General features: G+C 61.8%; 11 protein-coding genes. All 11 read right to left on the reverse strand.

Annotated features, from left to right (window positions below):
• Positions 1-2 precede the first annotated feature (2 nt).
• The 11 genes from dusB to atpD all read right to left on the reverse strand — a co-directional run bounded on the left by dusB (position 3) and on the right by atpD (position 13,758).
• Positions 3-1,061, reverse strand: coding sequence for a tRNA dihydrouridine synthase DusB (dusB, locus tag IPL75_23075; GenBank protein ID MBK9243078.1), 1,059 nt, complete (start codon positions 1,059-1,061; stop codon positions 3-5).
• A gap of 1 nt (position 1,062) precedes the next feature.
• Complete coding sequence (locus IPL75_23080; GenBank protein MBK9243079.1) at positions 1,063-2,154, reverse strand: peptidyl-prolyl cis-trans isomerase; 1,092 nt, start codon at positions 2,152-2,154, stop codon at positions 1,063-1,065.
• A 131-nt stretch (positions 2,155-2,285) separates the two neighbouring features.
• Positions 2,286-5,906 (reverse strand): transcription-repair coupling factor, encoded by a 3,621-nt coding sequence (mfd, locus tag IPL75_23085; GenBank protein ID MBK9243080.1) that lies wholly within the window; start codon positions 5,904-5,906, stop codon positions 2,286-2,288.
• Between the two features lie 58 nt (positions 5,907-5,964).
• Complete coding sequence (gene rfaE2, locus IPL75_23090; protein MBK9243081.1) at positions 5,965-6,438, reverse strand: D-glycero-beta-D-manno-heptose 1-phosphate adenylyltransferase; 474 nt, start codon at positions 6,436-6,438, stop codon at positions 5,965-5,967.
• Between the two features lie 48 nt (positions 6,439-6,486).
• Positions 6,487-6,708, reverse strand: coding sequence for a hypothetical protein (locus IPL75_23095; GenBank protein ID MBK9243082.1), 222 nt, complete (start codon positions 6,706-6,708; stop codon positions 6,487-6,489).
• A gap of 56 nt (positions 6,709-6,764) precedes the next feature.
• Entirely contained in the window at positions 6,765-8,750 is a 1,986-nt protein-coding gene (locus IPL75_23100) for a DUF2075 domain-containing protein (protein MBK9243083.1), read from the reverse strand.
• 234 nt (positions 8,751-8,984) lie between these two features.
• Positions 8,985-10,310, reverse strand: coding sequence for an ABC transporter ATP-binding protein (locus tag IPL75_23105; GenBank protein ID MBK9243084.1), 1,326 nt, complete (start codon positions 10,308-10,310; stop codon positions 8,985-8,987).
• Entirely contained in the window at positions 10,307-11,095 is a 789-nt protein-coding gene (locus tag IPL75_23110) for an ABC transporter permease (GenBank protein ID MBK9243085.1), read from the reverse strand. The genes IPL75_23105 and IPL75_23110 overlap by 4 nt, the downstream gene beginning before the upstream one ends.
• Positions 11,085-11,870, reverse strand: a complete 786-nt coding sequence (locus IPL75_23115) for a Stp1/IreP family PP2C-type Ser/Thr phosphatase (GenBank protein MBK9243086.1) — start codon at positions 11,868-11,870, stop codon at positions 11,085-11,087. The genes IPL75_23110 and IPL75_23115 overlap by 11 nt, the downstream gene beginning before the upstream one ends.
• A gap of 4 nt (positions 11,871-11,874) precedes the next feature.
• Positions 11,875-12,309, reverse strand: coding sequence for a F0F1 ATP synthase subunit epsilon (locus tag IPL75_23120; protein MBK9243087.1), 435 nt, complete (start codon positions 12,307-12,309; stop codon positions 11,875-11,877).
• 9 nt (positions 12,310-12,318) lie between these two features.
• Positions 12,319-13,758: a F0F1 ATP synthase subunit beta gene (gene atpD, locus IPL75_23125; GenBank protein ID MBK9243088.1), complete on the reverse strand. Its 1,440-nt coding sequence runs from the start codon at positions 13,756-13,758 to the stop codon at positions 12,319-12,321.
• Positions 13,759-13,775 lie beyond the last annotated feature (17 nt).

A 13,775-nucleotide genomic window follows, 5' to 3' on the forward strand; every position in this document is an offset into this window, starting at 1 on the left:
TATTAACTGCCAATCAAGACAGTTTCACTTGAAACAAAGAATTTCGTGATGAGGTCCTTGAGTTCAGGAATCGACTTTGCGCTGTTGATTGCCACGCGCAACTGAGCTCCTCCGTCAAGGCCTTTGGTGTACCAGGAGCCCAACGCGCGGAGTTTGTTGATGACCCAGCGTTCGCGGCCTCGCGCCTCGGGCGGTGGGCCTTCGACCTGGCCAGGGGCGGTGTGGCGGAAGCCGGTGGCCTCGCTGACCCGCTCATCGATCAGCAAATCCATGTAATCGAGCAGGAATTGCCCGCGGGCCTCGATCGGAACCGGCCTGGGCACTCGTCCCATCGCAGCATCGGTCGCCTGCTGAAAGATCCAGGGGTTGCGCAGCGCGCCACGACCCACCAGGACGCCCGCCACGCTCGATTCGCGCAGTCGCGCCACGATCTGGTCTGGTTCAACGCAGTCGCCCGATCCAAACACAGGGATGGAGACGCCTGCCGCCACCTGGGCAATCAGGGTCCAGTCGGATTCGCCCGAATACGATTGCGCTGCGGTGCGGCCGTGAACCGCAACAGCCGCCGCGCCGGCATCCTGCGCCATGCGCGCCAGCAGCGGCGCGTTGATGTCGTGTTCATTCCACCCGGCGCGCATCTTCACCGTGACTGGAATTTTGACGGCCTTCGCCATCGCACTGATGATGCTCGCTGCGTGCGACGGTTCGCGCATCAGGCTGCATCCGGCGTGGTGTTTGGCGATCTTCGGCACCGGGCATCCCATGTTGATGTCCACGATGTCGGCGCCCATGCCTTCAACGATCTGCGCAGCGTCGGCCATCTTTGATGGATCGCCGCCGAAGATTTGAATGGAGACCGGACGCTCTTCTTCGGTGTACTCGGCGTACTCAAGTGTGCGGTCGATGCCGCGCACCAGACCTTCGGAGCTGACCATTTCGGTCACCACGAGGCCGCAGCCACCCTGACGTTTGACCAGGCGCCTGAACGCGGTGTCGGTCATGCCCGCCATCGGGGCCATCACCACCGGCGAGTGCAGGCTGACGGTGCCGATTCTCGGCACGTCAGTCCACTTTCTTCTGCGATGCGCGGTACTGTTCGTAGAGCTTCTTCAGGTCTTCGTCTTTCCACTCGATGATCGCCTGCGCTCGCAGACTCTCGACGAACTTGAGCATCTCCACCTGGCGGCGTTCACCCTGCACCTTGTCGCCAACCTGGTTGCGCACGGCCTCGAATGGCTCAACGGTTGATTCGTCTTTCAGCTCGACCTTCAGCAGTTGATAACCCGTCGGTGTGCGGAGGGGTTCCGCGATCTCTCCGGTCTTCATCGGCCCCAGGAGCTTGCGCAACCCTTCGGCCAGCTCATTCAAGTTGAGCGGCCCGATCAATCCGCCGTTGGCCTTGGATCCCGACTGCGAAAACTCGGTGACGAGCGTCGCGAAGTCTTCGCCCTTGAGCGCACGCTCGCGAGCGGCATTGATCTTTGCAAGCGCGGCTTCGTCCAGCGCTACATTCACCACCTGCTCGCCCGCGCGAGCTTCGCTCGGCACGAGCACCGAAATCTCACGCACCGTGATCATCGTCGGCTTCATGAACTCGTCGGGGTGAGCGCGGTAGTACTGGCGCGCTTCTTCTTCGGTAATCGCAATGCGCGGCGCCACGTCGCGCGACATCACGCCCTGGCGCAGGTATTCCTTCTCAAGCCGCTTGCGAAGAATTTCCATGGTCATGCCCTGTTGCTGCATGGCTAACTGGAACGTCTTGTCGTCGAGCTGATTGTCTTTCTTGATGCCCTCGATGTAGTCCTTGAACTGGGCGTCACTCAGCCGAAGGCCCAGCTCTCGGCCCCGCTGGATCACGATCAGATAGTCCACAGCGTTGGCGATGATCTCGGGCGTGATCTTGATCAATTGCTCGCGAAGGGCCGCATCGTTCTGCAGATCCATCGGCGTCAGCTCACGCTGAGCCTGCTCGCGCAGTGCCTCGATCTGCAGTTCTTCGAGCTCGGTTTTGGTGAAGATGGCCCCGTTGACCTTCACCAGCACCTTCTGCAACACCACGGGCCTGGACTGCACCGCCGGAGCCAGCGCCTGCGCGGCCAGCACACCCGCCGACGCCACTGCCAGCGCGACCGCGCTCATCACTATTCGCTTCATCAAAATGCCTGCTTCCTGTCCACTGATCTTATATCGGAGGCCGGGTCACTCTTCGGAGGCCGGGTCTTTAGACCCGGCGTGCATGCCGGACCTGAAATTCGGCCTCCGAAACCCAGTCCCGTCGTCAACCCTTACCCCGTCAGCCCGCGCCCGAGTTCCTCGAGCACCTGCCGCACCCGTTCAAACACACCGCCTGGCGCCCTTGGGTCCGTCGGCGCCTCGGCCAGAATCTCTTCCCGGGTGAACCCCGTGGTGACCTCGCCGGTCGTCGCTCGGGTGGTCCACCACGATTCTCGGCCCGGCGCCACATCTGGCGTCTTGATCCGCCCTGTCGTCTTTGGATTCAGACGCCCGGGCGGCGGTACAGTCGGTTTAACCACCGCAGGGGTGGGCCGCAACACCGGTTTGGTCATATCGAGCTTGAGGATCGCAGGGGGTAAAAGCGTCAAATCACCTCGGGTTTGGACCATTTTAAGCAGCCAAACAGGGTCTAATTTGGCAGACTGTCTGAACTTGAACACTACTGCCTGGCCTTCACGCTCCAGGGTCTCCAGGCCCAGCCTATCAGCCATCGTTCGGATCTTCGCGTATTCGGCTATATTTAGCACTGTTTCTGGCAATAGCCCATAACGATCGCCAAGTTCGGCAATTAGCTCGTCAACTTCAGGCACGGTCCTGGTGTTAGCCAGGCGTCGGTAGGCCGCCAGTCGCTGGTTCATATCGGGGATGAACTGCTCGTCAATCCTGAGGTTGAGCTTCAGATTCACGGCGGTCCGGCGGTCATCCTCGATGTCTTCGCCCTTCAGCTCCCGAATGGTCTCTTCGAGAAGCTTCGTGTACATGTCGAATCCGACAGCTTCGATGTGCCCGCTCTGCTGGCCGCCCAGGAGATTTCCGGCGCCGCGGATTTCAAGGTCGAGGGCCGCAATCCGGAAGCCCGACCCGAGGTCGCTGAATTCGCGAATTGCCGCCAAACGCTTCCTGGCTATCGGCGACAGCGACTGTTCGGGCGGAATCAGCAGGTACGCATAGGCCCGCCGGTCCGATCGCCCCACTCGTCCTCGCAGCTGATACAGCTGCGACAGGCCATACCGATCGGCGCGGTTAATCACGATGGTGTTCGCGTTCCCGATATCGAGGCCGTTTTCGACGATGGTGGTGGAGACGAGGACGTCGTACTTGTGGGCGACAAAGTCGACCATGACCTTTTCCAGCTCGCCGTCGCCCATCTGGCCGTGGCCAATACCAATCCGAACGTCAGGCACTAACCGCTGAATCAGCCCGGCGATGGAGAAGATCGACTCCACGCGGTTGTGGACGAAATACACCTGGCCGCCTCGCTCAATCTCGGTCCTGATCGCGCGGGTGATCACGTCCTGGTCAAACTTCACCACGTGCGTCTGAATCGAGAGCCGGTCGCGTGGCGGTGTCTCAATCACCGACATGTCGCGGATCCCCACCAGCGACATGTTCAACGTCCGCGGGATCGGCGTCGCGGTCATTGTCAGCACATCGACCTTCTTGCGAATCTGCTTCAGCCGTTCCTTGTGCACCACGCCGAATCGCTGCTCTTCATCCACCACCAGCAGGCCGAGGTCGCGAAACGCCACGTCTTTCGACAGCAGGCGATGCGTGCCAACGATGATGTCGAGTTGGCCTGACGCGAGTTTCTCGAGCGAGGCCTGCTGCTCTGACTTGCTGCGGAAGCGGCTCACCATGTCGATGCGAACAGGGAAGCCGGCGAACCGGTCCTTCAACGTGCGCTCGTGCTGAAACGCCAGCACCGTGGTAGGCGCAAGGAACGCGACTTGTTTTCCGTCCATCACGGCTTTGAACGCCGCGCGCATGGCGACTTCGGTCTTGCCGTAACCAACGTCGCCGCAGAGCAGGCGGTCCATCGGCATCGTGGATTCCATGTCTTTGGAAATATCCGCGATTGCCGACTGCTGGTCGGGCGTGAGCACATACTCAAACGCATCGTCGAACTCGTGCTGCCAGTGTGAGTCGGGTGTGAATGCGTGGCCGACCACGGCCTTGCGCGCGGCGTAGAGCTTGAGCAGCTCCTCGGCCATGTCGCGCATCGCCTTCTTGACGCGCGTCTTGGCTTTTTCCCAGGTCGCGCCACCCAGCTTGTCGAGGGTGGGTGCGGCGCCGCCGGTGTACTTTTGAACCAGGTCGAGCCGATCGAGCGGCACGAAGAGTTTGTCTTCGCCGGCGTAACGCAGTTCCATGAACTCCTGCGCTTCGCCCCCAGGGCCGATGGCCATTTTCTTGAGCCCGACGAACCGGCCAATGCCGTTGTCGATGTGTACGACCAGGTCGTCCACTTTGAGGTCGCGGAAGTCCGAGACAAACGTGCGCACAGCCGACTTGCGGCGCTCGCTGCTGCTGCGGCGTTCCTCGTCGAACAGGTCGGTCTCTGCGAACAGCAGCAGGTTGCCGGTGGGGAGGTGGAAGCCGCGCGACAGGTGGCCGGTGGTGACCAGCACTGTCGCCCGGGCCATATCTTCGTTGTCGCCGATGACGCGGCCACGCACTTCGTAGTCGGCCAGCAACTCGATGGTGCGTTCGGCCCGACCCGGCGTGGCCGCGATAAAGACGACGGTGTCGCCGCGTTCGCGGGCCTGTCGAATTTCTTCGACCCAGTCGCCGATGCGGCCTCGATATTCAAGCACCGGCTGACATGGCACGTGCACTTCACCAGCGGTATCGTCGAGCGCCAGTTGCGTAAGGCGGGAACCGCGCTCGAGCCACGCTTCCAGATCGGCCCAGGCCAAGGCGAAGTATTCGTACGGCAACGCCATCGCGTTCTTGGCAGCCGCATCCTCCGCGCTCAACCGCCACTGTTCTTCAAGTCCACGCCCTCGCGACGCCACGTCGTCCAACTCGTAGATCAGCAGCGTGGCACCAGCGCGCCGGACGTAGTCGATGAAGGTGGCCGTCCGGTCGTTCTCGTCTTCTTCATCGGCCGCTCGCGCGGCCTCGTCGTGTAGGGAATTTCGTAGGGCGGCGTGAACTCCAACGCCGCCGATCTTGGGCATCAATTCCCGTTGGGGCGTCAGCGTGAGCGAGTCGAGCGCCTTGAGCGAGCGCTGCGTTGCGGCGTCGTATCGGCGGACAGACTCGATGATGTCGCCGATGAACTCCAGGCGAATCGGTTGTTCTTCCGAGGTCGGATACAGATCGACGACGCCCCCGCGGACGAAAAACTCGCCGTGTTGATCGACCGGGTCCTCCGACGTGAAGCCGGCGACGGCCAGGCGTTCGCGCAGTTCGTGGACGGGAATCTCGACGCCGGGTTTCAGGATGATGGTGGCGGCCGCCAGCCGAGATGGGTCGGTGAGCCTGGGCGGCAGCGCCCGAGCGGAGGCGATCACCAGTTGGGCCGTGCCCGTGGCCAGTGCGGCAAGGGCGCGCGCGCGCGCCGAGGCCACCTGAAGATGTGGAGCAAGGCCGCGGTACGGATCCACTTCCTGGGAAGGGAAGGGCAGCACGGCCTGTTCGGCCTGGGAATCCGACAGGCCTTTCATCACGCCCAGGAAAAACCGGGCGTCCTGGGTGACTTGTTCCACGTCCTGGTCGGTGGGCACCACCAGCACCACTGGACCGTCCTGCGCCAGCGCCGAGGCGTGGAACGCCACAGCACCTGGGCCAAGGCCGGCTAGGCGCGGCAGCGATCGGGAAAGGCCGGCGCGAGTGGCGGCCGACTTCAGCAGCGATCGGAACGCGAGGGACGCTGACGGATGAAGCACGAAAGAGAACACTCCATCCTAGCAGGTGCGGAAGTTGGGAACTTAGGAACTGGGGAAGTTAGGAACTGCCCTTCACCTTTTCAATGATCGAGGTTGTGGACCAGCCCTGTTCCACGGGCATCAGGATGACCTTGCCGCCTCGGGCCTCAACTGTGTCTCGGCCGACGATCTTGTCTGGCGCCCAGTCGGCGCCTTTCACCAGCACATCGGGTTGAATGGCCTTGATGATCTCGGCGGGCGTCTCCTCGTCAAAAACCACCACTGCGCTCACGCACGCCAGCGCGTCCAGCACCTCGGCCCGTTCGGCCTCAGGCGTGAGGGGTCTTGTGGGTCCCTTGATCGCGCTGACCGACCGGTCGGAGTTGATGGCGACGATGAGCACGTCGCCTTCGGCCCGGGCCGCTTGCAGGTACCGGACGTGACCTGGGTGGAGCAGGTCGAACACGCCGTTGGTGTACGCGATGCGCTGGCCGGCGGCGCGCGCGCGCTCAGCCCATGCGGCGGCTTCGGATCTGGACGAGAGGACCACCAATGAAGGTTATCGCAAGTGCCAGCGCGTTTGTCGTTTCAAGGTCGAGGACTATCCTGGCGGACTCACAGGCCAATAGCCCAAGCCTTCGCCGACCCACATCAGGTCGTACTTCTCCGCCCACCAAAGGACAAACTGAACCGGACTTTCACCGGCGTCGAAGGCTGCACGCAGCGGTTCGATTTCACCGCAGAGACTGTCCCACGTTATCGCGAGGTGCGTCGTGCACACAGCGTCCACCAGTGCGGCCCATTCATCAAATGTCAGGCTCATGACAAGCTTGTCCTTGCAGAGGACTTTAGCATCGTCAGCGTGCTACGAAGTGTGAGTTAAAGGACCGGAAGCCCCACGCTCGAGAGGTACTCGAACGTGGGATCATAAAACGCAGGGGATCGCGTTGGGTCGGTCTTATCGCCAGGGGGAACACAAATCACCATGCCCTGGCGGGCACGAGTGAGTAGGACTCGGTACGCGTTGCGCAAGTAACTGCGGCGATCTTCGTTCTTCACGTTCTGCCATTTACTGGCTTTGAACGAGTGGCCGCTCCATCTGGTTCTGGCAAAGCGGAAGTCGGCATCCCAAGTGACACACACCCAATCCAGTTCCAGTCCTTGCACTTGGAACTCTGTCGCGGCGTCTTCCAAGTAGAAACTCGACCTCGTGTCATCCCGATCGTTGAGAAACCAATGGACCGGGTCCACCTCAACCCGGACATCAACCGCGTGAGGCTTCAGCCGCTGAGCACCTGACGACGCCACTAGTCCGTACCGTTCAGATCCTCGCGCTTTCTTGCGAATCCAGTCCTTGGCTCGGTCCAGATCTCTGGTAATGACGATCGGGTAGCGTGGAAGGACCGCCGTGAGCAGGTCACGGGCTTCTGCCGCCTCAAGATCCAAAATGGCCTTGACGAAGTGTGAGACATTCTCTGCCCTGAATGACCGCATGGACACGGCCAAATGTTGGCGATCATCCTGAACGACTTTGGCCGTGCCGGCCAAGCGTTCTATGGCGCTCACTGCGTCGTACTCGGAGTCGGTCAGGTTCGGTGAAATGTGCGCGGTCCAGGTTGAAGCCGTCGTCGAAACCGCCTCCAGCCAGGCAGAGATGCCCGCTTCGCCTCGGTTGATCTCCTGGCCGCCGCCTACAAGGCAGATGACCACGGCCCAATCTGGGTGACGGTCGAGATATGAGAGCAGGAACTCTGGTTCGGATTGCGTGAAGCCTGGCCGGCCTTTCTTCCGGCGCATGAAGTCAGCCGTCATGGCGTGATTCCAGGCACGTTGGGCTTCATCGAAGATCACGACATGATCGCTTGGTGGACCTGGGTGTTTGAGGCCCTCATCGCGAAAGTGATGCACGTTCTGGATGAAGGCCTTTATCTTCTGCCGTACGTCGCCCTTCCGCGTCCGGTCCTTTTTCGCGCGCAGGCGGGCTACCTCGTCCCTGGCCAGCGCCTCGCTAAGCACTTTGACCAGCGGGCCGTTTCCTGAGAGGAACACTGCGTGAGTTGGACTCGCTTGATCCCGCCGCTTCGTAGCGACGTTGAGGCCGACGAGCGTCTTGCCGGCGCCAGGCACTCCGGTGACGAAGACAATCGCTTTGCGTCCCTCGGTCTTGGCGGCGTCGATGATTGACTCAACCGCTGCGGACGTGAGCCTGAGATTGCGGGCGCCAGCATCGTGGCGGGCGATGGCATCAACAGAGTGTTGGGAATAGAGCGCCTGCGCGGCCTCAATAATCGTTGGCGTCGGTTGGTAGGGTGCCTGGGCCCAGCTTGTGGCATCGAGATCTGGCCCGCTGATCGCGTCGAGTCCAACCTGAATTGCGCGCCGAAGCCGCACGGCATTGCAGGTCATGGGTGGATAGACGGCGTCGTCGGCCGGCGGCAGGAGGATCGGCTCGAAGTCTGGCGCTTCAGTCGCAACGAGGATCGGGATGATTGGGACGGTGTGACTAGCTTGGTGGAAGTTCTTCAAATCCAGCGCGTAGTCCCACGCCTGGTTGTAGTCGCTGATCTTGATTCGGCCCTCTCCGACCTTGAACTCGATCACGAAGACCGCCGATCCACTGATCAATACCGTGTCGATTCTGCTGCCAACGCGGGGAACATCAAACTCGAGAAAGAGCGCTCCAGTTAGCCCGGCGAGTGACGCCTTGAGGATCTCGATCTCGCCGATCCAGGCATCGCGCTGTGGCGGATCGACCGAAAACCCACTTCTCGCCGTAAGCGCGCCCAGGACCGACTCCGTCGTGTTGGCAAGGAAGTCCGCGACATCAGCGGCGTAGTACGACCGGGAGAATGCGGGGTCCGACATTTGACGGGTGCGCGCCAGGTTATCACTGGGACACGGTTTTCACCCGGCTGCCGCATCGTCGCGATGCCCGACTGCGAGCGACGCGACTGCGATGGTCCAAAACGCGACGAAGGGGGGCAACGCCGCGTGGGATAGGGACCCACGCGCTGGACAAAGGTCGATGACCCTGGAGTCGCGTTTTGCCGCGTCGGAAGCCGGAGGGCAGCGCGACGATGGGGCAGCCGGGTGAAAACTCTACTTGGGCGCCTTGAACCGGATCGCGGTGGAGAAGTCCCAGTGGTGCTTCGGACGGTAAATCCCACCATCCTTGATGCGCGACTTCACGCGAAAGGTGTGCAGCAGCCGATGGTAGTCGTACGGGGCGCCGTCGCGCTTATGAACTGCGACGTCCAACTTGTAGGTGCCCTCGACGAGGTCGAGTGAATCCACCGTGAGGGTGACCGTGGCCTCGCCCTCGAGACGGTCCGACTCAAGTTCTTCAATATCGGTGTTGGTGCCGTAGACCATGGCGCCATCGGCGGTGAACAAGCCGATGCCAAACACAAAATCGCGCACTGGCGCTGCGGCCTTCACACCCAGAATCACGCGCATCTGCTCGCCGGTGTGAAATACGTGCGTGGACTGGCCATTGGCATCCTGGAAATCCACCGACGCGATTTCCACGCCGCCAGATCCCCAGCGGCCCTCGCCCGCCTGATTCATGTCGCCGAAGTGACTCTCGGCCTCCACCGGACCAGCCGGGGTGGCCTGCCCGGCACCGCCGGCATCGTGCTTCGCCTTTTCATCCGACGCCGCGAGGAACCGCTCTTCCTGACGAGCCACGTCCGTGACATACGTCCCGACCACGCGCGTGGGATCACCCTCGGCCTTCTTCTCGCCCGCGTCGAGCCACACGGCTTCGTCGCAGAATCGCTCGACGAGTCCCAGCGAGTGCGTCACCAGCAGGATGGTTTTACCGCGCCGCTTGAACTCACCAAACTTGTCCAGGCACTTGTGCGTGAAGCCCTCGTCGCCAACCGCCAGGACCTCGTCCACAAGCAGCACGTCGGGATCCACGTGAATCGCCACGGCAAAACCCAGGCGCATGTACATACCGGACGAGTAGGTTTTCACCGGCGCGTCGATGAATTCGGTGAGCTCGGCAAATTCCACGATCTCGTCGAAGCGCCTTGTGATCTCCTTCTTCGTCAGGCCCAGCATGATGCCGTTGATGAAGACGTTTTCCCGGCCGGAGATCTCCGGGTGAAACCCGGCGCCCAGTTCAATGAGCGCCGAGATGCGGCCTTCGACGGTCACAGTACCGATGGTCGGCTTCGTGATCCCGGCCACCAGTTTCAACGCGGTGCTCTTGCCCGATCCGTTCCGGCCGACCACGCCATAGGTGCAGCCCTTCGGCACGGTGAACGACACGTCCTTCAGCGCCTGAAACGTCTCCTCAGGCCTGAGCTTGCGGACGAGATCCCCTGAAAGCAGCGCGCTCTTCAGCGTGGAAAACTGACGGCCGCCATACCGGCGATAGATCTTGCTGACGTGATCAAGCGTAATGGCCGTCGAGTTCACACGGCCTCCGAGAACGAATCACGCAGGCGATCGAAGATCCAGTAGGCCGCAAAAAACAAGATAATCGAGGCCCCACCCAGCGCGAGCAGCCACCACTTGTGACCGAAAGGGCCATCGAAAAACAGGATCTCTTGATAGGAGATCGCGAGGTGGGTGAACGGATTCAGGTCGAAGTAGTTCTTGTACTCGGGATATTGCTGGTAGGAGTAGATGATGGGTGTGGTGAAGAACCAGAAGGTGAGCAGGTTCGAGACAAGATCTTTGACATCGCGGAAGTGCACGGAAAGTGCGGAAAGCAGCAGTGCGAGCGCCGCCGTAAAAATAAACTGGACGACCAGAGCAACCAGGAACCAGGGAAGTTCAATCCAGTCTGGTGTCACGCCGTAATAGATCATGAAGATGGCCAGAATCGGCAAGCCCAGTAGAAAGTGCGCCATGTTCGAACAGATGGTCACAATCGGAAGAACTTCTGCCGGAAACAACACCTTCTTGATCAGATTGCCGCCGGAGATTAACGACCCGGTCGCCTCGTTCATCGACGACTGAAACCAGGTCCACGGCAGCAGCCCGGTAAACATGAACACGGCGTACGGCTGGATGCCTTGTGTGCGGTTCTCCAGGAGTGTGGCGAACACGAAGCTGTAGATCAGCAACAACATCAGGGGGTTCACAAACGACCAGAAGAACCCCAGCATCGATCCCCGGTACCGCGCCTTCAGATCACGCGCCACCAGACTCTGGATGAGGCCGCGATACCGAAGAAGCTGTCCGAGGTTATGCCACATCGCCCGCGGCGTCGACCTCGACGAGAATCACCGTGATGTTGTCGGGACCGCCGGCAGCGTTGGCCGCATTGATCAGCGACTGCGCGCACGCAGCCAGCTCGCCGGGTTTGTTCATCAGCTCACTCAGGCGGGCCGGTGGCACCACCGAGGACAACCCGTCGGAACACATCAGCAGGCGATCGCCGGCCTTCAGATCCACTTCCTTGATGTCCACTTCGGGATCAACGCCGCCCGAAATGGCGCGCGTCACCACATTCCGCCACGGATGCCGCTGGGCATCGTCATCCGTGAGCACGCCCGCGCGCACCTGCTCGCCCACCCACGAATGGTCGTCCGTCAGCTGTCGCAGCTTGCCCTCACGCCACTGGTAAGCGCGACTGTCACCAACGTGCGCCACCTGCGCCATGCCCGCAGGTTGCAGCAGAATCGCGACGGCCGTGGTCGCCATGCCCTTGAGCTCGGGATCCGCACCAATGGCCGACGCCACGCGCTGGTTGGCCAGGCGAAGCGCGGCGATCAAGCGGTTAGCCGCCAGCGAATGCGCCGTATCAAAAGGGAAGGGCCAGGTCTGATTGAGGTCCGCGTTGCGGGTGTCGTCGATGAACTGTTCGATCACCTGCACGGTCAGGCGCGACGCCACCTCGCCGGCTTCGTGGCCACCCATGCCGTCGGCCACCACGTACAGACCAAGGTCCTGGCGCTCTCGGAACGCATCTTCGTTGCTCTCGCGTCGAAGGCCCGTATGGGTGACGGCGACCGAGGAGATTTGCGGCATCAGGTCAGCCGCGGGTCCGCGCGTGTTGTGATACCTGCAGGCGTGTGATCGCCCGCAGCAGCGCGATGCGAGCGCGCTCGTAGTCCATTTCCGACACGCCGCCCTTGACGACTTCGGCCAGTCGTTCTTCGGCGCGCCGCTTGGCAGACTGGGCACGTTCCAGATCGATGTCGTCGGCCTTTTCGGCGATACGCGCCAGGATGGTCACACGGTCGGGAAGAATCTCGGCAAATCCGAAACCGACAAAGCCGTGAAACTTCTCGGTGCCTTTCCGGTACCACATCTCGCCCACCTTCAGGCTGACGAGCATGGGGGTGTGTCCCGGCAGGACTCCGAGGAACCCTTCCTCGCCGGGCAGCTGCAGCTCGTCCACTTCGTCGTGGACGATCGCACGCTCCGGCGTGACGAATTCAAGGCGTAAGGTCGTGGGGATGGCCATGGAACGTCTTTACTGCTTCTTCGACCGTTCGATGACTTCGTCAATCGTGCCGGCCAGGTAAAACGCCTGTTCCGGAATGTCGTCGTGTTTGCCCTCGACAATTTCCTTGAAGCCGCGCACCGTCTCGGCAACGGTGACATACGCGCCCTTGAGGCCGGTGAACTGTTCGGCCACGAAGAACGGCTGCGACAGGAACTTCTGGATCTTGCGCGCGCGCGACACCGTGAGCTTGTCGTCTTCCGACAGTTCGTCGATGCCGAGGATGGCGATGATGTCCTGCAGGTCCTTGTAGCGCTGCAGAATCTGCTTCACCTGACGGGCCACGTTGTAGTGTTCGTCGCCGATGACGCGCGGGTCGAGAATGCGCGAGGTGGACGCGAGCGGATCCACGGCCGGGTAAATGCCAAGTTCGGCAATGGCGCGCGACAGGTTCGTCGTGGCGTCAAGGTGCGCAAACGTGGTGGCAGGCGCCGGGTCCGTGTAGTCGTCGGCGGGCACGTAGATGGCCTGCACCGAGGTGATCGATCCCTTGCGCGTGGACGTGATGCGTTCCTGCAACTCGCCCATTTCCGACAGCAGCGTGGGCTGGTAACCGACGGCCGACGGCATGCGGCCCAGGAGCGCCGACACTTCCGAACCGGCCTGCGTGAACCGGAAGATGTTGTCGATGAACAGCAGCACGTCCTTGCCCTCGGCATCGCGGAAGTACTCGGCCACGGTGAGCGCCGACAGCGCCACGCGCAGACGCGCACCCGGCGGCTCGGTCATCTGGCCGTACACAAGCGCAGCGCGCGACTTGGCCGGGTCGTTCGGGTCGATAACGCCGCTCTCCTGGAATTCCAGCCAGAGGTCGTTACCTTCACGCGTGCGTTCGCCGACGCCGCCGAACACCGACACGCCGCCGTGTTTCACGGCGATGTTGTGGATGAGTTCCTGGATGATGACGGTCTTGCCGACGCCGGCGCCACCGAACAACCCGATCTTGCCGCCCGTGAGATACGGTTCGAGCAGGTCGATGACCTTGATGCCCGTCTCGAACATTTTCAGTTCAGTTGACTGCTCTTCAAGCGTCGGCGCCTCGCGGTGAATGGGCCACCGCTCGGCGGATTCCACCGGACGATCCGGAAAGTCCACCGGTTCGCCCAGCACGTTGAGCACGCGCCCCAGCGTCTGCGGTCCAACCGGCATCGAGATGGGGCCGCCCTGGTCGGTGGCGTCCATGCCGCGCTGCAATCCGTCGGTCGCTTTCATCGCGACGGTGCGCACCCGGTTTTCACCCAGGTGCTGCTCCACTTCGACGATGACGTCAACGGTGTTGGTGCCGGCCTGTCCGGTGATACGGACGGCGTTGTAGATGGCCGGCAGATCGCCACCGGCGAATTCGATGTCCACGACCGGCCCGATGATCTGGACGACCTTGCCAACCTTCACTGCTGTTGCAACTGACATGTGATCCTCGTTAGCTC

Source organism: Acidobacteriota bacterium (genome assembly GCA_016716905.1).
Classification (GTDB): Bacteria; Acidobacteriota; Vicinamibacteria; order Vicinamibacterales; family SCN-69-37; genus SYFT01.

Coding starts and splice junctions, on each gene's coding strand:
- IPL75_23080 (MBK9243079.1), bottom strand. CDS start 2,154: ATGAAGCGAATAGTGATGAGCGCGGTCGCGCTGGCAGTGGCGTCGGCG.
- IPL75_23095 (MBK9243082.1), bottom strand. CDS start 6,708: ATGAGCCTGACATTTGATGAATGGGCCGCACTGGTGGACGCTGTGTGC.
- IPL75_23100 (MBK9243083.1), bottom strand. CDS start 8,750: ATGTCGGACCCCGCATTCTCCCGGTCGTACTACGCCGCTGATGTCGCG.
- IPL75_23110 (MBK9243085.1), bottom strand. CDS start 11,095: ATGTGGCATAACCTCGGACAGCTTCTTCGGTATCGCGGCCTCATCCAG.
- IPL75_23115 (MBK9243086.1), bottom strand. CDS start 11,870: ATGCCGCAAATCTCCTCGGTCGCCGTCACCCATACGGGCCTTCGACGC.
- IPL75_23120 (MBK9243087.1), bottom strand. CDS start 12,309: ATGGCCATCCCCACGACCTTACGCCTTGAATTCGTCACGCCGGAGCGT.
- atpD (MBK9243088.1), bottom strand. CDS start 13,758: ATGTCAGTTGCAACAGCAGTGAAGGTTGGCAAGGTCGTCCAGATCATC.